The sequence below is a fragment of the Corynebacterium sp. MSK310 genome, assembly GCF_030227355.1.
In the GTDB taxonomy this organism is placed as follows: Bacteria; Actinomycetota; Actinomycetes; order Mycobacteriales; family Mycobacteriaceae; genus Corynebacterium; species Corynebacterium rhinophilum.
In genome coordinates this window covers 151,858-168,889 of sequence record NZ_JASPFZ010000003.1, presented here as the reverse complement: position 1 = coordinate 168,889, position 17,032 = coordinate 151,858, and the positions used below count along the sequence as shown (strand labels likewise).

The window sequence follows — 17,032 nt, the reverse complement described above, 5'->3', positions numbered from 1 at the left end:
GCGAGGCAGATAGTGGCGGGGTCCGGAACGGGGGCACGGTAAGTGGCTAGCCCGGACTCCTTGCAGAAGGCATACAGAAGGATCGCCGGAGCGGCGCAGGTTTAACTGCGCTGGCTTCGGCAATGTTCTTTATCGGGCCCAGGGCGGGCGCCACACGATGCCTTCGTGCGGGTGGCGCTCTAGGCGCCCACGACGGGGCGGGGCATTTGGGTCATCGTCGTTGACGGCGTTGTGATACTTGCAGGCGATGGTCAAGTTCTCGGAGTTGGTCTCGCCGCCGAGCAGCCACGGTTGCAGGTGGTGAACCTGGCATTCATCGGCAGGGATATGACAATCAGGCCACGGGCACACCGGATTTTCGGCCATCGCCATCTGCCGCTGCTTCCAGGTGGCCAGCCGGCGCGTGTGGTACAGGTTCACGGGGCCGGTGACGGGGTGGATGAGGGTGATGAGGCCGGCATCGGCAAGCGCGCGCTCCGCTAGCTGCGCACCGGTGATGGTGGCACCGTTAGTCAGCTGCAGGGTGACGTCGTCCTCGCCGTGGGTAACCTTCACCATGTCATCTAGCGTGAGGACCACGTTAGTAGTGATGGTGGAGGCGGCCGCGCCCTCTGCAAATACCCGGCGCGCATCGTCCACGGTGGAGACGTGGTTATTAATCTCAGCCACCAGGCCCGATTCCGCGGTGATGGTCAGCGTCCACAGGTCATCGGTGCGGCGGGTAAGACGCACGCCCTCCGCGCGCTTCTGTGTGCGCTCCTCCTTGACGCGGCGGCGGGCGCGCTTTTCTATCTCGCTGGTAGAAACGTTGAGCCGGCACAGCTCCTCGCGCAGGGCCCACGCCGCGCGCTGGGTCTTCAGCTTCTGCGCGTGCACCTCGATGATTTTCAGCGCATCGAGCGGGAGCGCGGTCGTTCGGGCGGCGCGCTGCTTGGCGCTAAACGATGTCTTGCCAAAATACGTATCTGCCAAGCGCGCGAATTCCGCTGCCTCTTTATCGCTAAAACCGCGGTCTACCAATTCGGCTTCGGATAGCCCAGCGCACTCCCCGATGAGCGCCATCGGGGAGTTTATCGCTGCGAGGTAATCCGAAATCATGGCCCCGAGCCTAAACCGCGGGTAGCTGAGGGCGCGAGGCCAAGTGCGCGGCGGCTGTGGATAGCCGCGCGACACTCCGCAGATTGGTGATACTGAAACAATCACCTGTGGATAACTAGCTGCCCAGCGCGTCCACGGAGTAAGCGAGAAAGGTCATCAGCGCGCCGATGACCCCGGTAAAGGTGGCATCGAAGCGGCGCGAGCGCACCGCCAGCACGCCGACGCGGCGCGAATCGCAGGTCAGGCGCACCACCGTCAGCCACAGCAGCGCGAGCCCGAGCAAGAAGGTAGCCCTGCGCCAATACTCGAAAATGGCGTAGCCGCCGGACACGGCCACCCCGGCGATGAAGAGCCCGATGGCCACCCACTGCACGGAGGCGGGCAGCGGGGACGGTTTCAGGTGCGCGTCGTGAGGGTTGTCTAAATTCACGCCAGCTTTTCCGCGCGCTCAACGATGTTGCGCACCAAGAAGGCCCGCGTGAGCGGTCCGACGCCGCCTGGGTTGGGCGAGACGTACCCAGCCTTATCCCAGCAGTCGGGGGCGATATCGCCGGTGAGCTTGCCGTCGACGCGGGATACGCCGACATCGAGAAGCGCGGCGCCTTCCTTAATCATGTCTGCGGTGAGCATGTGTGGCTGGCCGGCGGCGGCGATGACGATATCGGCATTGCGGGTTTCGGCGGCAAGATCCTTCGTGCCAGTGTGGCACAGGGTGACCGTAGAGTTCTCGCTGCGGCGGGTCAGCATCAGGCCAATGGGGCGACCGACGGTCACGCCGCGGCCGATGACGACGGTCTTGGCGCCGTCCAGCTCCACGCCGAAGCGGCGCAGCAGGTGCAGGCAGCCATTCGGGGTGCACGGCAGCGGGGCTTCCTCATTGAGAACGAGCTTGCCCAGGTTGACCGGGTGGAGACCATCGGCGTCCTTTTCCGGATCGATGCGCTCGAGGATGGCGTTTTCATCCAAGTGCTTGGGCAGCGGGAGCTGGACGATGTAGCCGGTACAGGCGTCATCGGCATTGAGCTCATCGATGACCGCCTCGAGTTCCTCCTGCGAAATATCCGCCGGCAGGTCCTTGCGAATGGAATTAATACCCAACTTTTCGCAATCGCGGTGCTTCATCTTTACATAGGACTGGGAGCCTGGGTCCTCACCCACCAGAACGGTGGCCAGGCCAGGGGTTATCCCCTTGTCCTTCAGGGCGGCCACGCGCTCGGCGAGGTCCGCAAAAATCTCGTCACGGTACAAGGTGCCATCTAGTTTGGTAGCGCTCATAGCCCCCATCCTAGACTGAAGGCATGAGCCAGCTGCACATCGTCTTTGATAATCCCGTCATCCCGACCAATACCGGCAATGCCATTCGCACCGCGGCGGTGACGGGCGCGAGCCTGCACCTGATTGAGCCGCTGGGGTTTAATTTTGACGATAAGCACTTAAAACGCGCCGGGTTGGACTATCACGACCTGGCAGATGTGCAGCTCCACAAGGATTTCGACGCGTGCATGGAGGCACTGCCCGGCGCGCGCGTTTTCGCCTTTACCACGCATACGGATAAGTGGTTTACGGAGGTTGAGTACCAGGACGGCGACGTGCTGCTCTTTGGCACGGAGCCGACCGGCCTGCCAGATGAGCATGTCAACCATCCGCGCATCACCGATCAGGTGCGCATTCCGATGATCCCGGCCAGGCGCTCGATGAACCTCTCCAACTCCGCGTCTACCGCGGTCTTTGAGGCGTGGCGCCAGCTTGGTTTTAAGGGAGCGGTGTAAGTTCTGGCAGGTCGCGGGAGCGCAGGCGGTTAAGCAGCGCGTGGGCATCGGCAAGCGCGAGGTTGCGCGCCGCCATGGACACGGGCCCCTGCACGAGGTCGAGCTCCACCGTGGCTAGGCCGAGCAGCTGGGATATCGGGCCGCGGCGCAGGGTGAGTTCCTGGATGTGGCGCAGCTCGATGGCTTGGACGCGGCGGTTGAAGCGGCCGGCGCGCACGATGACATAGTCGCCGGTCAGCGCGACGGTTTGCTGCCGGTAATCGATGGGCGAGACCCATTTGGCGCGCGCGGGCGAGGCATAGGTCGGGGCGGCGTCGGCGGGCAGGAATTGCCGGGCTTGGCTGCGCTTGCCGACGGGCACGATGCGCGTCGATCCCGATCCCTCGCCGCTGGCCATGCCGCCGTAGCCGGCGACCGACACGCGCGTTTCGTACCAGTCGAAGGGCCGCCACAGGAAGGGCTGGGTGACTTGGACGGCGTGGATGCGCTCGAGGCGGATGTTTTGGCGGCGGCGATCGGCAAGGCCGTAGGTGATATTGAGCACGCCATCCTCAAGGCTGGCGGTATAGCGCCACGAGGAGTCAATCACGTTCCAGGCGCGCGGGACGGTGGCCAAAAGGATAGGCAGCGTGATGGTCAGGGACATCGGTGTGACCACGAGGAATACAAGGGCCGCAATGAGGACGATCGTGGACACGTGCAAAGCGGCCGCGGCCAGGGAACGCGCGATGGGGATTTCGGGGATAAGGACGTTGTCCTCTTCTTCGGCTGGCTGCTCCTCAGTCGGCCGCTCCCGCGGCTCGCCGTGGACGCGGGAGAGGATTTCGGCGCGCAGGGCCTCGGCATCGCGCTTTTTCAGGAAGGCGATTTCGATGGCGGACGACTGCCCGCCGGCCGTTTCCACGCGCACGGCTGCGAGCCGGAAAAGGCGGGCGATAACGGGCTCGACGACGTCGACCGCCTGCGTGCGGTCATAGCGCGCGGTGCGCTGCTGCTTCGAAATAACCCCGCGGCGCAAGGTGAGTTCCTCCTCGCCCAGCCGGTAGCCCATCTGGCGCCACCACACGCCGGATACGAGCCAGACCACTGCGCATACTGCAATGAATCCGGCTAGGGCGAGGCCGATATCGCGCAGGTCCGCGGCGCTGTGTTCGCCGGTAACGAAGGCAAAGATTCCGCGCAGCGCCTCCATATTGACGTTTAAGGCAAAAGCCGCGATGACGGCCAGGATGACCGACCACAGCTGCAGCAGCGGGGTCAAGCGGTGGACGCGGTGGTAACTCATAGCCCGCTCATCCGTTCGCGGGCGTGGTGGGTGAGGCGGGTGCGGAGGGCATCGGCAAGCGGGGCGTCCAAACCCTTCACCGTGGCGTCCGTGGTTGCGGAGGCGGTGTGCAGCTGCAGCTCCTTGAGCCCGAAGGCGCGCTCGAGGGGGCCGGCAGTCACGTCCACGAACTGGATGCGGCCGTAGGGCACAACGGTGAAAGAATGCCACAGCTTGCCGCGCGTAATGAGCAGCTCATCGTCGGTTTCGCACCAGCCCATGCGGCGCACTTGGGCCGGAATGAGCCAGAGCAGCCAGAAAAAGAGGACGGTGAAGAGCCCCGCCGCCCAGTAGAACCACGGGGTCCACCAGTACCCTGCCGCTGCGGCCGCCGCGGCGGAAATAACCGTCCAGCCCAGGTGGCGGATGTAGCGCACCTTCACCAAACGCGGCGAGACGGGGTTCATTTCTTCGCTCATAGCTACTGACAGTAGCAATCGGTCTCGCACCCTTGCGCAACTTATCGTTAGTCGATATTATCGAATTACGACAACATCGAAAGTCGATAAGGAATCGACGGAAAGGATTGTCATGACCACCCCACAGCCCACCTCTCAAGCTGAGCGACGCGAAATTAACGCGGCGGCCGCCCTCTGCCTGTTCACCATTATCATCCTCGGCCCCACCTACCTGCGCGACCTTGTCACCGGACGCTTTTCCACCGCACTGAGTGCGGCCATCCCGGAAGGCCTAAGCAAGCACAACCTCGACGGCGGGCCATTCTGGATGCTCACTGCGGGGCTCGTCGTCAAGATTGCAGGAATCTTGATTATCGCGTTCTTTGCCTACCGTTTGGTCAAACCGATGCTTCGTGGGCAGGTTTTCAATACGAAAAACATCCGCTTTCTTAACGGCATGACCATCGGAATCCTTGTCTGGTTTATCGGACGCTTCCCACTCGAAGGTATGGGCAATAACTGGGCTTCCTCGCAGCTCGACATTGACTGGTGGGCCAACCAGAGCGGAACCCCATTAGGCGAGCTTGCGCTGCCCTACCTTTTTGTCTGCACTCTCCAGCTCTTCTCAGTTGCCATCAAGCGCGGCAGCAAGCTCGAAGAGGAGGTTGAAGGCCTTGTCTGAGGAGCAAGAACCCCAGGTGATCTGCCACCTCGACCGGATAATGGAAGAGCGCGGTATTACCGGAGCGGCGCTCGCCAAAGAGGTAGGTATCACCCCAGTTAACCTGTCCGTTCTGAAGAATAATCGCGCCAAGGCCGTACGCTTTAACACCCTTGCAGCACTGTGTGCGGCACTGGACTGCCAGCCGGGCGATATCTTCGAAGTGGAATAGAAAACCTTGTCATTATGTTGGGTTTATGCAGTACTTTGACCTACGTCCACGGAAATCTATAGGAAGAATTCCTAATGGCTAACTAACTCGCCGCCGGCGTCTAGTACCGGCCGGCGATGTTTTTCTCGGCCTGGCCACCGCTTTTGGGCTTCGATGCGGAGAAAACTAGCGGAAATCCCGGGAGCCGCGCGAGAGGAAATCACCAAAGTCCAGCGGCTCGAGCTTATCCGCGACCACGCTTACCGCGCCGGTGGCGTTTTGCACGATGCCGCGGATGATAAGCGCGCGGGCGGTACGGGCGAGCACCTTCTGGCGGGACCACAGCCCGGGCGAGACCATCACGTTCATCAGTCCGGTTTCATCCTCCACTCCCAAAAAGGTCAGGCCGGAGGCGGTGCGCGGGCGCTGGCGGTGCGTAATGATGCCGGCGATGCGCACGCGGGTGCCATCGGGGACGTGGGGAAGGCGGGAGGAAGGCAGGACATCGCCAAGCGCGGCCCTGACTAGCTCCATAGGCTGCTTATCGTGGGTGACGCCGGTAGCGGCGACATCGGTAGCCATCAGCTCGAACACCGACATGCCGGGCAGGTGCGGTGAGGCGAGCGCGGAGGTGCCGGGCAGCATGCCCTCGCGCTCGGTGGCGGCGACGCCAGCCTGCCAAAGCGCTTGGCGGCGCTCCAACCCCAAGCACTCCAGCGCCCCCGCCGTGGCCAGCGCCTCCACCTGCTCCACGCTAAGATCCGCCCGGCGCGACAGATCGGAGACGGTGCTAAAAGGCGCTGTGGCCTCCACGCGCTCGGCGGCCTTGTCCCCCAGCCCCTTGATGAGGTTGAGGCCCAACCGGATCTCGCCGGTGGGCAGCGCCCTGGCCTGCGCGCCGGAATCATTGATGCTCACCGGCAGCACGCGCACGCCGTGGCGCCGGGCATCCTGAATGAGCGACTGCGGCGAATAAAAGCCCATGGGCTGCGCGCGCAGCAAGCCCACGCAGAACTCCGCCGGGTAGTGGTGCTTGAACCACGCGGAAAAATACACCAGCGAGGCGAAGGACTGCGAGTGCGATTCCGGGAAACCGTAGGCGGCAAAGGCGGTGATCTTGGCCCAGAGCTTCTCCGCGACTTCACCGTCGATGCCGTTGGTGGCGCGCAGGCCCTCGAAAAAGCGGCTGCGCAGCGCGGCCATCTTGGCCGGTGAGCGCTTCGAACCCATGGCGCGGCGCAGGTCATCGGCCTCGGCGCCGGTAAAACCGGCGGCATCCACCGCAATCTGCATCAATTGCTCTTGAAAAAGCGGGATGCCCAGGGTTTTACCCAGCGATTTCTCCAGCACCGGGTGGTCATAGGTCACGGGCTCGAGGCTATCGCGCCGGCGCAGGTAGGGGTGCACGGAACCGCCCTGGATGGGGCCGGGGCGAATGAGCGCGACCTCCACCACAAGGTCGAAGAAACAGCGCGGTTTGAGCCGCGGCAGCGTGGCCAGCTGCGCGCGGGACTCCACTTGGAAGACGCCGACGGCATCAGCGCGGCAGAGCATGTCATAGACAGCGGGCTCGGCTAGGTCGAGTTCCCACAGGCGCACCTCGCGGCCGGTGGTGGTGCGCACGGCATCGATCATGTGGTGCAGCGCCTCCAGCATGCCGAGGCCCAGCAGGTCGAATTTCACCAGCCCGGCGGCGGCGCAATCGTCCTTATCCCATTGCAGCACGGAGCGGCCTTCCATGCGGGCCCATTCCATCGGCACCACGTCCGCGATTGGCCGGTCACATAAGACCATGCCGCCGGAGTGGATGCCGAGGTGGCGCGGCTGGTCGAGGAATTGCTCGGCGAGTAAGGAGACATCGGCAGGCGGCTCGGCTATGCCCTTCGACCACGCATCGGCCGAGCCCTGTGGGTAGCCCAGCGCGCGGGCGGCGTCGCGGGTAGCACCCTTGCGGCGGTAGGTAATGACGTTAGCCACCTGTGCGGCGCGGTCGCGGCCGTGGGTGCGATAGACGTATTGGATGACCTCCTCGCGCCGGCCGGATTCGATGTCGATGTCGATATCGGGCGGGCCATCGCGATCCGGCGACAGGAAGCGCTCGAAGAGCAGCTGCGCCGAAATGGGCTCGGCGTTGGTAATGCCCAGCGCGAAACAGACGGCGGAATTAGCTGCCGAGCCGCGCCCCTGACAGAGGATATTTTCCTGGCGGCAGAAATCCACCAAGTCGCAGACGATGAGGAAATAGCCCGGAAAGCCCAGCTGCTTGATGATGCCCAGCTCGTGCCGCATCTGCTTTTTCGCCTTGGCCTGTATTTCGGGCGGGCGCGAGGCGTAGCGCTTTTTACCGCGCCGCCACACCTCGTGTTCGAGCCAGCTCATCTCGGTATGCCCCTCCGGGACGACAAAGTCCGGCAGGTTGGGCGCAAGTGCACCCCAGGTAAAGGAACACTCGCGGGCAAGGCGCACGGTTTCGGCGATAAGCTCGGGCCGGCCGGGAAGCAACTGGGCCATCTGCTCGCCGGAGCGCATCCAGCCTGCGCCCATCGGGTGGGCATCCGGTGCGGCTTCCTCTAAGGATTGGCGGTGCGCCAAGGCGCGTTTAGCGGCGGCGAGCCTTACCTGGTCGCGCGTTGCTGCCGCAGGTCGAGCGGTTGCGATGGCGCGGAGATTATTGTACTTATCCAGGAAACTGTGGTGATCCGCATCTTCGGGAGACATTGTGCACGCATATTCGAGAACTATGCTGTCTATTTTTATTCTTTCGAGAACGTGATCGATTTTTTGTATAGCCTCCCACCCCAGCAGGAAAAAGCACTCCTCTTCTAGCTCACGCGCCACGGCGTCTAGGGGCGGGTAGGCAACGCCTCCTTTCTCCCCGGCATCCATCCGCGCGCGGGCGATAAGGCGAGAGAGGCGGCGATAGCCTTCCGGCGTGCGCGCCAGCACGGTCACTGGGGCCTCCGCGAGGGAAAGCTCCGCGCCGTATATGGCCGAAAGTCCGGCCCTAGCTGCGGCTTCCGCGAATTTCATCAGGCCGTAGAAGCCATCCCGATCCACAACAGCCAGCCCCTCGAGGCCAAGCTCTAGGGCGCGGGCGACCAGCTCTTCCGGCTCGGCGGCGCCGTCGAGAAAGCTATAGGAGCTTACCGCGTGCAGCTCCGCAAAGGGCACGGCGGAATACCCGCGCTGGACAGGCTCATCGCCGCCGCCGAGGTGATGCACGGCGACGGGCGCGGCAGCGTCCTTGCCGGATAGTATCCTTTCTAAACGCGACCACGGCAGCGCCTTTCCACCATTAAATTTCACCCTTCACAGGGTAATGTCGAATTAATGTTCTATACAACCCGGCACGATGAGACGCGTTCAATAGACAAAGCGGTTCGCTTATTGCTAGATTGCTAAACGGTCAATTTATTTAAACTCCTACATGTAAGGGGACCTCATGCAGATTCGTCGCGCAGCGGCCGCTACCGCCGCCGTTACCGTCGCCGCCACCAGCCTTGTGGCCTGCTCCTCCGACGCAGATGATGACAAGACCATCACCGTTGGCACCACCGATGATGCAAAGCAGGCCTGGGTTGCCTTTGAGCAAGAAGCCAAGGACGCCGGCTACGACATCGACATCAAGTCTTTCTCGGATTACAACACCCCGAACCAGGCCCTAAACCAGGGCGAGCTGGACACCAATAACTTCCAGCACCTGAAGTTCCTGGCCGAGTACAACCACGGCAATGGCACCAACCTGGTCCCCATCGTCGCCACCGAAATCGTGCCGCTGGCGCTGTTCTGGAAGGGCCACGACTCCCTCGATGGCATTGAGGGCGAAGAAGTTGCCATCCCGAATGACTCCACCAACCAGGGCCGCGCCATCAACGTGCTGGTCCAGGCTGGCCTTATCACCTTGAAGAAGGACGGGCTTATCACCCCAACGCCGCTGGACATCGATGAGAAGAAGTCCAAGGTCAAGGTCGTGCCGGTCGATGCAGCCCAGACCCCATCCGCGCATGGCGAGGGCACCCCGGCGATTATCAATAACTCCTTCCTGGAGCGCGCCGGCATCGACCCGGCCACCGCCGTCTTCCAGGATGACCCGAACTCCGAAGAGGCTGAGCCTTATATCAACGTCTTTGCCGTTCGCGAGGAAGACGCCGATAACGAGGACATCAAGAAGCTCGCCGAGCTGTGGCACTCCGATGCGGTACAAAAGGGCGTCGACGAGGACTCCGCAGGTACCTCCGTCGAGGTCGAGCGCACCCCAGAAGAACTCCAGGAAATCCTGGACAAGCTCGAAGCAGATTTGGACTAATCACCCTTGCCTTCTACCCCGCCGGTTTTCACCCCGGCGGGGTTTGGCACTTCCTCACTAAGGACGCAACCCGTGGCAGATTCCACCCAGAACGGCACTCGCATTGAGTTCCGCAATATCACCAAGGTCTTCCAACAGAAAAAGGCCGAGGTCAAAGCTCTTGACGATGTCTCCTTGACCGTCGATTCCGGCGAGATCATCGGCATCATCGGCTACTCCGGCGCCGGCAAATCCACCTTGGTCCGCATGATCAACGGCCTGGATACGCCCACCTCCGGCGAGCTGCTGCTCGATGGCCAGAATATCGTCGGCATGTCCGAAAAGAAGCTGCGCGGCATCCGCCGCAATATCGGCATGATCTTCCAGCAGTTTAACCTCATGAACTCCCGCACTGCGGCGGGCAATATTGAGTACCCGCTGCAGTTGCAGGGCATCGGCAAGCGCGAGCGCCAACAGCGTGTGCAGGAGCTGCTGGATTTTGTTGGCCTGGGAGATAAGGGGAAAAGCTACCCGGAACAGCTTTCCGGCGGCCAGAAGCAGCGCGTGGGCATCGCGCGCGCCCTGGCCACGAATCCTTCGCTGCTGCTTGCCGATGAAGCCACGTCCGCCCTCGACCCCACCACCACGCAGGAGGTCCTCGACCTGCTGCGCCGGGTGAATAAGGAGCTCGGCATCACCATCGTGGTCATTACCCACGAAATGGAGGTCGTGCGCTCCATCGCGGATAAGGTTGCGGTGATGGAAAATGGCCGCGTCGTAGAACAAGGCAGCGTCTACCAGGTCTTTTCCAATCCCCAGACCGCCGTGGCCGCCAAGTTCGTTGCTACCTCGCTGCGCAATGAGCCCGACGTGGTGGAAACCGATGACCTGCTCGTTCATGAAGGCCGCCTGTTTACCATCAACCTGACCGAGGAATCCGGCTTCTTCGGCGCCGCCGCCAAGCTGAAGGATGCGGGCGTATCCATCGCCGTCGTCCACGGCGGTATTACCACCTTGCAACAGCACTCCTTTGGCAAGCTCACCGTGCGCTTGAGCGGTGACGACGCCGCCATCGAAGAGTTCTACCGCGCCCTATCTGCCACCACTCAAATTGAGGAGATTGAACGATGAACGTCAACTATCTCGCCGCCGCCGACTGGGACCGCTTGGGCGGATCGCTTGTCGATGCCATCGTCGACACCCTCATCATGGTCTCGACCACCCTCGTCGTCGCCGGCATTTTGGGCCTGGGGCTCGGCATCTTGCTCTACACCGCCCGCCCGGGCGGCATCCTGCAAAATAAGGCCGTCTACCTGGTGGTCAACCTGCTGGTGAACTTCGTTCGCCCCATCCCGTTTATTATTTTGCTGGCGTTTGCGCAGCCACTCACCGTCGCCGTGATGGGCGGATCCATCGGCCGCGAACCGGCCACCTTCGTGATGGTCATCGCCGCCACGTTCTCCGTAGCGCGCGTGGTGGAACAAAACCTCGTGGCCATCGACCCAGGCGTTATCGAGGCCGCCCGCGCCATGGGTGCTTCACCGTGGAAGATCATTACCTCCGTGATTATCCCGGAGGCCCTCGGCCCGCTGATTCTGGGCTATACCTTCCTGTTTATCGCCATCGTGGATATGTCCGCCATGGCCGGCTACGTCGGCGGCGGCGGACTGGGTGACTTCGCCATCGTCTACGGCTACCGCGCCTTCGAGTGGGAAGTCACCGTCGTGGCCACGCTTATCATCATCGTGCTGGTGCAGGCAGCGCAGTTCTTTGGCAACTGGCTATCCTCCAAGGTTATGCGCCGCTAATAAGCTCCACATCCGTGGCCACAAGCGCCTTGCCGGTCTTGGGTGCGTCGCCGCAGGAAGAAACCACTCCTTCCACGGCGCGCTGCTCGAGCGTCACGCTCCACCGCCGGCCATCGGCATGCGTGACCACGGGGCCCTGCTTTTCGTCTTCTGCGTAGAGCTGGCCGTAGTAGAGGTCCTCAGAGGCATCGATAAGCTCGCGCGCTACCGCCAACTCCGCCACTTGGCCGCGCGGGCCGAAAATGCCGCGCCCGCGATTGACCGGGTAGAAATATTTCCCTTCCGCCGCCGCCGCAATCATCTGCGCGGCGGCTTCCTTATTCATCCGGCCAAAGGAATAGGCCCACGGCATGAGCATGACCGAGGGCGCGAAGCGGTGCCCCTTCGTGTGCGAGGTCTCCCACACCATATCCGGGTAATCCTCCACCAGCTCCGCGGCGAGCGGGCGCCCCTTCACGGCGCAGCACTTATCGCGCTTAGCATGGGTGCACACCAAAACCAGGGGCGTATCGAGGGTTCCTCCCCCATTGCGGCCCGGCGCGGAGAGATCCAGATCCAGAATCTTTTCCGGGCCGGTCAAAAGGACCAATTCCATCACGCCCTGCTCAGCCCACACCAGGTAACACCGGTGCATGGTGCCGATTTGGCGGCCATCGCGGCCGGGGCGGCGAATCAATTGCAGCCCGGCCTGGCCCTTGAGTTTTTTCTTCAGTTGGGCCGTGAGTTCTGGGCCAAAAGTATCGCCATCAAGCACGTCGCGCGACCAGCCGCCGGGCCACTCAAAGAGGACAAACACGGACTCTTTTTTCGCTGTGCCGGGCAGCGGTTCCACCTGGTAATCTGAACAGAAATCGGTCATGTACCCTAGCCTAACCCGTCTGCAACTCAGCTCACATATTTGGCAACAATTCGGTCAAGATCTGCCCCCAACGCTAGGCAGTAATTAATGGAAATTATACTCTAGTGGTCATGTATAAAGCCCGCCTCTCACTCCTGCTTGCCGCCGCAGCCCTCCTCACCGGCTGCAGCACCGAATCAGCGGATGACACCACCATGGCGGCCTCTGTGGGAAACTCGCACATCAACCCGCTGGGTGAGGCGGATATGAGCATGAAAACGCTGCGCCCAGAAGCCCCTTCGGAGCTCGTGGTGACCAAGGTACGCGTGGGCCAGCACGATGGTTTCGAGCGCGCCGTCTTCGAGCTCGAGGGCGAGGGTTCCCCAGGCTGGTTCGTGGATTACGCCGATAACCCCAAGCAGCAAGGCTCCGGCCAACCCATTAACTATGCCGGTGATACCGCGCTCAATGTCAATATCGATGGCGTGGTCTATCCGTTTGAGGCCGGCATTGACGAGCCGCGCATCGGCATCGTCGATGCCCCCGCCGGCGGCGTTATTACCCAAGTGGTCAACGGCCGCACCTATGAGGGCCGCAGCCAGTTTGTCATCGGTATGAACCAGCGCAAGCCTTATTCCGTGCAGGTGCTAGAAAATCCCACGCGCCTCGTGGTAGATATTCGCTCCTAATACGTCGCTTCCACGCGCCAGCGCCCCTCTGACCACACCAAGAGCCAGGCGCGCTGGCGTTGCTCCCGTTCAGCCTGGCCCACAATTTGTAGCCGCGCCGCGTGCTGCGGCTGTTCGGTCCACCACTGCGTATCCACCGGCCACGGCCCAGCCCAGCCGATAACGCGGTAGCGGTGCGCGCCCCACCCGAGTGCCACGGGCACAGAGGATAGGAGGGCCTCGGCGGTGACGATGACGTCCCGCGCGGCGGCATCGATAAGCCGAATGCGCGCGGCCGGGTGGTTCGGCCCGCCGCCTAGGCGGGCGGGAAGCGGCGCGGGGATCCTGCCTGGCCAGCTGCCCTGCGGCGTGGCATCGCGCTGCTCCCCATAGGGAACGTACTCGATACGCTCGGCCACCCCACGGCCACCGACGGCCCGCGGCTGCAAGACGCGATCTATGCCCAGCTGCGATTGCACGCGCGAAATCACCCGCTTGACCTGTTCCTGTGAGGTATCCCCGCCCCAGAGGCCATCGGCCTGCGGCCTAGCCACCTCCACCGGCTCAAGCACCAACCGCACGATCGCGGCGCCGTCCTTGCCGCTCGACCGCGCCGCCGTAAGCCACCCATCCAGCTGCCAGCGCACCCGGTCCGCGGTCGCCTGCTCCGTGAGCGCCTCATGCGTGCGCCATACCCGGGCCACGGTTTCACCAGTGGCCAGCTCCGCCACCACGCGCAGGCGCACGCACACCACTTCCGCCTCCGCCAGCCGCACGTGCAGCTGCGCGGCCAATTGCCGGGCCACGAACGCCGCCGCATCCACGCGTTCGATGGATTGCTCGCTGCTCACGGACAGATCGGGCCGCGCCATTTCCGGGGACACGCGCCGGTCCGCCCGCGCGTGCGCCACCTCGTGCGCGCGTTTGCCCTGCTGCCCAAACCGGGTAACCACCTGCTTAAATGGCAGCGCCGCCACATCACCTAACCGGCGCACGCCCAATTTCTGCAGCTGGGCCACAAATTCCGCAGAAAACCCCAGCGCAGCCTCCGCGGCTAAAACACTCACGGGCTGGGCGGCCAAGAAATCCCGGGACCCGCCCTCCGGCACCACCGCGCCTACCCCGCGATGTCGGGCCGCGATGATGGCCGTGGCAATCTCGTCTGCCACGCCGAGGGTGGAATCAAAACCGGCGTGCGCGGTGGCATCGGCAAGCATCTCCAGCGCCTCCGGCCCGTGATAGCGCAGCGCCGCCCCCGCGTCCACGATGGCCAGGCCGGGCCGCAGCACCTCCACGGACGAGGCCACGGCGTCCAAGCCTGCCGCAATCTCCGCGAAGGCCGCGCCGTCCCTATCCGGGTTCGCCTCCACCACCTTTACCTCAGGGCAAATCGCCTGGGCCTGGCGCAGGCGCATCCCGCGCCGAATGCCGGCCCGGCGCGCCGCGCTATCGCAGACCAGCACCGCATGATTGCGCGCAACCAGCACCGGCCCTGCCTGCGCGACCGCCTGGATGGGCCAATCCGGAAACCACACCGCGGCCACCCTCATACGACCGCCAACCTGCGGGCTTCGCCCATGGTGAGGCTCCCGCGCGCGGTGCCCTTTTTCGAGTCCACCGCAAGATCGATATCCACGCCGCGGATGCGCCCGCTGCCCTTGCCGATGCCCCGATACGTACTCACCTCCGCCCCAATGCACACCGCGGTGCCCGGCAGCCGCGCGCCCACGGTCAGCACCGCGGCCTGCCCGCCGCGGATCTTCGCCCACACCGGCCGCGCCTTGGCCGGGCTCAGCTCGCCGGGCGGGCCGTGGTGGATGATAAGGTCCATGCCCTCTGCCAGCACGCTGGTTACCGCCCATGCCTCCAGGCCCGGATCGGGGACGGTGACCACGTTGTTGAGCTGCCCCATTTCGGCAACTTGTGCGAGAGAAAGATCCGGCCACCCCACTATCCCCACATGACCCCCGTGGGCCGTAAGATGGCAGATGAGCTCCACCACGAGCGCGGGACACTCCGCACACGAGACCACCTTCCGCCGAGCAAGCCCACCTGCGGGAAGCAGCCGCGCCAGCTGGGGAAGGGTATCTACCAGCTCGTCTTCGTCCTCCTGCTCCATCGCCTGCATGCGGGCGCGCAGCACCGCAACACGGTCGGGCCCATCCAGCCCTGCCACCGCTTTTTCTAGGCGAACGTTCGTTTGACTCACCCACACAGTATGAACCTTCAACCGGACACATGCAACTGTATGTTCGAATGGTAGTCTTAAGCGCATGAACCTGAACGAGGCTTACGGTGCTATGCGCGAGAATCCAACCCCCATCCCCACCCCGCCGTGGGTGCGCCTCGGATCCTCCATCCTGCTCGGCGCCACCGTCGCGCTGCTGACCACCCGCACCCATTTCTTCGCCACCCTATCTGGGGCCGCGGTCTGCCTCGTGGCGGCATTCGTCTTGGTCTTTGCCCACCCCTACCGCCGCGAGATGCGCTCCTATGCTGACCGGCACGATGCCGATCTCATCCCCACCATCGCGCAGCTAGTACCGCTGATGATTCTATGGCTTCTCATCATGCTCGCGCCCATCCTGGGCCTGCCCGCGTGGGGCTCGGCGCTGGTGTGGGTTGCGGTCTCAGGTATAAGTTTTATCGCCTTCCCCCACGTGGATGGCACGCGCCGGCTGGCCTTTGTCTAATCCATGCGACACTGCGGGGACTTATCCACAGGATTTCCCCGGGTTTTCGCGCTGCGGATCCGGGTTATCCACAGTTTGTGCCCTTGCGGTTGCCCTACCGATTGAGCGCGGGCTAACACCGCCCTAGCGTAGGCGGCATGAACGCACTCGAGACCTACCTGACCGCCCTCGCGCCCGGCATGGACATCATCGCCGCGTGCCGCGGGCTCTCTGGGGCTGAGCTTATGGAGCGCGGCGCGCCCGATACCATCGCCGCCGACCTGCTCCTTCTGTGCGAAAGCTACTACGGCCACACCGCCTTTAGCCGGATGCAGCGCCGCGCCATTGCCGATGCCCGCACCAACGCCCACCCCATTTCCCTCCTGGCCGGCATCGAGCGCGTAGTTAATCGCGCGCCCAGCAAGAAACAGGCGTGGGAGCTGCGTGCGGAATGCTGTGCGATGTCTGCGGAGATGAGCGTTATCATCAAACACGCTCGGCGCCGGGTGCGCGAGATGAAAAAGTCCACGGTCAGCCCCGGCGTGCGCACGTACCGGCGGCCCAATGACTACTGGACGCTTGCCATTACGGGGACCTCTCGCTTCATCGCGGATCTGCAGGGCGCGATTACGGCCACTGATAAAAAGCCGCTGCAGGCGGTGGAAGATATCTTCTTCGGCGCCGGCAGCGCCGCGCGCTCCACGGTGATAACCAACGCCGTCGTGCCGCTGGAGAAATTCATTCGCATCCGCGATGGCCACGGCGATGACGTGCAGCTCGATCTCACCAACGGTGCGACCATGTCCGGTACCGAGTACTTGCGCCGCGTGCTTAACGATGCCGGCTATTCCGCCCCCGGCCCCAGCCCCAACGGCAATGGCGACGGCGACGCCAACGGCAGCGGCAGCGGGGACGGCGAAACGGGTTATGTCACCCTCGTGCATCCGGTAGAAGGGCCGGTCAACCTCTACCGCACGGCGCGCGTGGCCACCGATAAACAAAGAATGATGGCGGCCGCGGAAAATCCACGCTGCGCCTGGCCCGGGTGCAACCAACCGGCAGATCTATCCCAGGTCCACCACCTGACGGCCTGGAGTCGCGGCGGGGAGACCAATATGAAAAACCTCGTCGTGTGCTGTGCTTACCATAACGGCATCAACGACGACGACCCCAATGCCCCGCCCCGGCGCGGGCGGCTAGAAAGAGTGGGCGGTCGCATCGTCTGGCGGCCACCCGTAACACCCCGAAACTAGCCGCAGGTATGCGAAAAGGCGCTCAAATACTGAGCGCCTTCTACGCA

The 17,032-nt window shown here is 63.4% G+C and carries 18 protein-coding genes; 9 read left to right on the top strand and 9 right to left on the bottom strand.

The annotated features are described in order from the left end of the window. Positions 1-129: 129 nt before the first annotated feature. From QP891_RS04415 to QP891_RS04405, 3 genes are all read right to left on the bottom strand, one after another. Entirely contained in the window at positions 130-1,098 is a 969-nt protein-coding gene (locus tag QP891_RS04415) for an HNH endonuclease signature motif containing protein (protein ID WP_284770137.1), read from the bottom strand. A 115-nt stretch (positions 1,099-1,213) separates the two neighbouring features. Beyond that, complete coding sequence (locus QP891_RS04410; RefSeq protein ID WP_284770138.1) at positions 1,214-1,528, bottom strand: DUF3017 domain-containing protein; 315 nt, start codon at positions 1,526-1,528, stop codon at positions 1,214-1,216. Beyond that, positions 1,525-2,373, bottom strand: a complete 849-nt coding sequence (locus tag QP891_RS04405; protein WP_023025319.1) for a bifunctional methylenetetrahydrofolate dehydrogenase/methenyltetrahydrofolate cyclohydrolase — start codon at positions 2,371-2,373, stop codon at positions 1,525-1,527. The genes QP891_RS04410 and QP891_RS04405 overlap by 4 nt, the downstream gene beginning before the upstream one ends. Before the next feature lie 23 nt (positions 2,374-2,396). Here QP891_RS04405 and QP891_RS04400 point away from each other — a divergent pair, with 23 nt between their 5' ends. After that, the gene (locus QP891_RS04400; protein WP_284770139.1) at positions 2,397-2,867 is read left to right on the top strand and encodes a tRNA (cytidine(34)-2'-O)-methyltransferase; all 471 of its coding nucleotides are present in this window, start codon (positions 2,397-2,399) and stop codon (positions 2,865-2,867) included. Here QP891_RS04400 and QP891_RS04395 read toward each other — a convergent pair. Continuing rightward, a complete protein-coding gene (locus QP891_RS04395; RefSeq protein WP_284770140.1) occupies positions 2,851-4,152 on the bottom strand; it encodes a PH domain-containing protein in 1,302 nt (433 codons plus the stop codon). The genes QP891_RS04400 and QP891_RS04395 overlap by 17 nt on opposite strands. Continuing rightward, positions 4,149-4,610 (bottom strand): PH domain-containing protein, encoded by a 462-nt coding sequence (locus QP891_RS04390; protein ID WP_284770141.1) that lies wholly within the window; start codon positions 4,608-4,610, stop codon positions 4,149-4,151. Before QP891_RS04390 ends, QP891_RS04395 begins: the two co-directional genes overlap by 4 nt. A gap of 112 nt (positions 4,611-4,722) precedes the next feature. Here QP891_RS04390 and QP891_RS04385 point away from each other — a divergent pair, with 112 nt between their 5' ends. Both QP891_RS04385 and QP891_RS04380 read left to right on the top strand, forming a co-directional pair. Further along, positions 4,723-5,271 carry a hypothetical protein gene (locus tag QP891_RS04385; protein ID WP_284770142.1) on the top strand — a complete coding sequence of 183 codons (549 nt, stop codon included), beginning with the start codon at positions 4,723-4,725 and terminating at the stop codon, positions 5,269-5,271. Then, on the top strand, positions 5,255-5,482 hold the full coding sequence (locus QP891_RS04380) for a helix-turn-helix domain-containing protein (protein WP_005277240.1): 228 nt from the start codon (positions 5,255-5,257) through the stop codon (positions 5,480-5,482). Before QP891_RS04385 ends, QP891_RS04380 begins: the two co-directional genes overlap by 17 nt. Before the next feature lie 165 nt (positions 5,483-5,647). Here QP891_RS04380 and QP891_RS04375 read toward each other — a convergent pair whose 3' ends face one another. Next, the gene (locus tag QP891_RS04375) at positions 5,648-8,767 is read right to left on the bottom strand and encodes an error-prone DNA polymerase (RefSeq protein WP_284770143.1); all 3,120 of its coding nucleotides are present in this window, start codon (positions 8,765-8,767) and stop codon (positions 5,648-5,650) included. A gap of 136 nt (positions 8,768-8,903) precedes the next feature. Between QP891_RS04375 and QP891_RS04370 the strand changes: the two genes are divergently transcribed. The 3 genes from QP891_RS04370 (at position 8,904) to QP891_RS04360 (ending at position 11,554) form a co-directional block, all read left to right on the top strand. Continuing rightward, positions 8,904-9,767 (top strand): MetQ/NlpA family ABC transporter substrate-binding protein, encoded by an 864-nt coding sequence (locus QP891_RS04370; protein WP_023016795.1) that lies wholly within the window; start codon positions 8,904-8,906, stop codon positions 9,765-9,767. Between the two features lie 72 nt (positions 9,768-9,839). Then, the gene (locus tag QP891_RS04365; RefSeq protein ID WP_284770144.1) at positions 9,840-10,877 is read left to right on the top strand and encodes a methionine ABC transporter ATP-binding protein; all 1,038 of its coding nucleotides are present in this window, start codon (positions 9,840-9,842) and stop codon (positions 10,875-10,877) included. Beyond that, positions 10,874-11,554, top strand: coding sequence for a methionine ABC transporter permease (locus QP891_RS04360; RefSeq protein WP_005277229.1), 681 nt, complete (start codon positions 10,874-10,876; stop codon positions 11,552-11,554). The genes QP891_RS04365 and QP891_RS04360 overlap by 4 nt, the downstream gene beginning before the upstream one ends. On the opposite strand, the gene QP891_RS04355 is transcribed toward QP891_RS04360, so the two are convergent. Continuing rightward, entirely contained in the window at positions 11,541-12,413 is an 873-nt protein-coding gene (locus QP891_RS04355; RefSeq protein WP_284770145.1) for a ferredoxin family protein, read from the bottom strand. The genes QP891_RS04360 and QP891_RS04355 overlap by 14 nt on opposite strands. A 110-nt stretch (positions 12,414-12,523) precedes the next feature. On the opposite strand from QP891_RS04355, the gene QP891_RS04350 reads away from it, so the two are divergent. After that, positions 12,524-13,081: an AMIN-like domain-containing (lipo)protein gene (locus tag QP891_RS04350; RefSeq protein ID WP_284770146.1), complete on the top strand. Its 558-nt coding sequence runs from the start codon at positions 12,524-12,526 to the stop codon at positions 13,079-13,081. Here the strand turns inward: QP891_RS04350 and QP891_RS04345 are convergent. Together QP891_RS04345 and imuA' are read right to left on the bottom strand one after the other, a co-directional pair. Beyond that, entirely contained in the window at positions 13,078-14,610 is a 1,533-nt protein-coding gene (locus QP891_RS04345) for a DNA polymerase Y family protein (RefSeq protein ID WP_284770147.1), read from the bottom strand. The genes QP891_RS04350 and QP891_RS04345 overlap by 4 nt on opposite strands. Then, the gene (gene imuA' / locus QP891_RS04340) at positions 14,607-15,269 is read right to left on the bottom strand and encodes a DnaE2-dependent mutagenesis accessory factor ImuA' (protein WP_502869490.1); all 663 of its coding nucleotides are present in this window, start codon (positions 15,267-15,269) and stop codon (positions 14,607-14,609) included. Before imuA' ends, QP891_RS04345 begins: the two co-directional genes overlap by 4 nt. 64 nt (positions 15,270-15,333) lie before the next feature. Between imuA' and QP891_RS04335 the strand changes: the two genes are divergently transcribed. Next, positions 15,334-15,753, top strand: a complete 420-nt coding sequence (locus QP891_RS04335; RefSeq protein ID WP_023016789.1) for a hypothetical protein — start codon at positions 15,334-15,336, stop codon at positions 15,751-15,753. A gap of 137 nt (positions 15,754-15,890) precedes the next feature. After that, positions 15,891-16,985: an HNH endonuclease signature motif containing protein gene (locus QP891_RS04330; RefSeq protein ID WP_284770149.1), complete on the top strand. Its 1,095-nt coding sequence runs from the start codon at positions 15,891-15,893 to the stop codon at positions 16,983-16,985. The last annotated feature ends 47 nt before the right edge of the window (positions 16,986-17,032 follow it).

Coding starts and splice junctions, on each gene's coding strand:
- QP891_RS04415 (WP_284770137.1), bottom strand. CDS start 1,098: ATGATTTCGGATTACCTCGCAGCGATAAACTCCCCGATGGCGCTCATC.
- QP891_RS04405 (WP_023025319.1), bottom strand. CDS start 2,373: ATGAGCGCTACCAAACTAGATGGCACCTTGTACCGTGACGAGATTTTT.
- QP891_RS04400 (WP_284770139.1), top strand. CDS start 2,397: ATGAGCCAGCTGCACATCGTCTTTGATAATCCCGTCATCCCGACCAAT.
- QP891_RS04395 (WP_284770140.1), bottom strand. CDS start 4,152: ATGAGTTACCACCGCGTCCACCGCTTGACCCCGCTGCTGCAGCTGTGG.
- QP891_RS04390 (WP_284770141.1), bottom strand. CDS start 4,610: ATGAGCGAAGAAATGAACCCCGTCTCGCCGCGTTTGGTGAAGGTGCGC.
- QP891_RS04385 (WP_284770142.1), top strand. CDS start 4,723: ATGACCACCCCACAGCCCACCTCTCAAGCTGAGCGACGCGAAATTAAC.
- QP891_RS04370 (WP_023016795.1), top strand. CDS start 8,904: ATGCAGATTCGTCGCGCAGCGGCCGCTACCGCCGCCGTTACCGTCGCC.
- QP891_RS04360 (WP_005277229.1), top strand. CDS start 10,874: ATGAACGTCAACTATCTCGCCGCCGCCGACTGGGACCGCTTGGGCGGA.
- QP891_RS04355 (WP_284770145.1), bottom strand. CDS start 12,413: ATGACCGATTTCTGTTCAGATTACCAGGTGGAACCGCTGCCCGGCACA.
- QP891_RS04350 (WP_284770146.1), top strand. CDS start 12,524: ATGTATAAAGCCCGCCTCTCACTCCTGCTTGCCGCCGCAGCCCTCCTC.
- QP891_RS04345 (WP_284770147.1), bottom strand. CDS start 14,610: ATGAGGGTGGCCGCGGTGTGGTTTCCGGATTGGCCCATCCAGGCGGTC.
- QP891_RS04335 (WP_023016789.1), top strand. CDS start 15,334: ATGAACCTGAACGAGGCTTACGGTGCTATGCGCGAGAATCCAACCCCC.
- QP891_RS04330 (WP_284770149.1), top strand. CDS start 15,891: ATGAACGCACTCGAGACCTACCTGACCGCCCTCGCGCCCGGCATGGAC.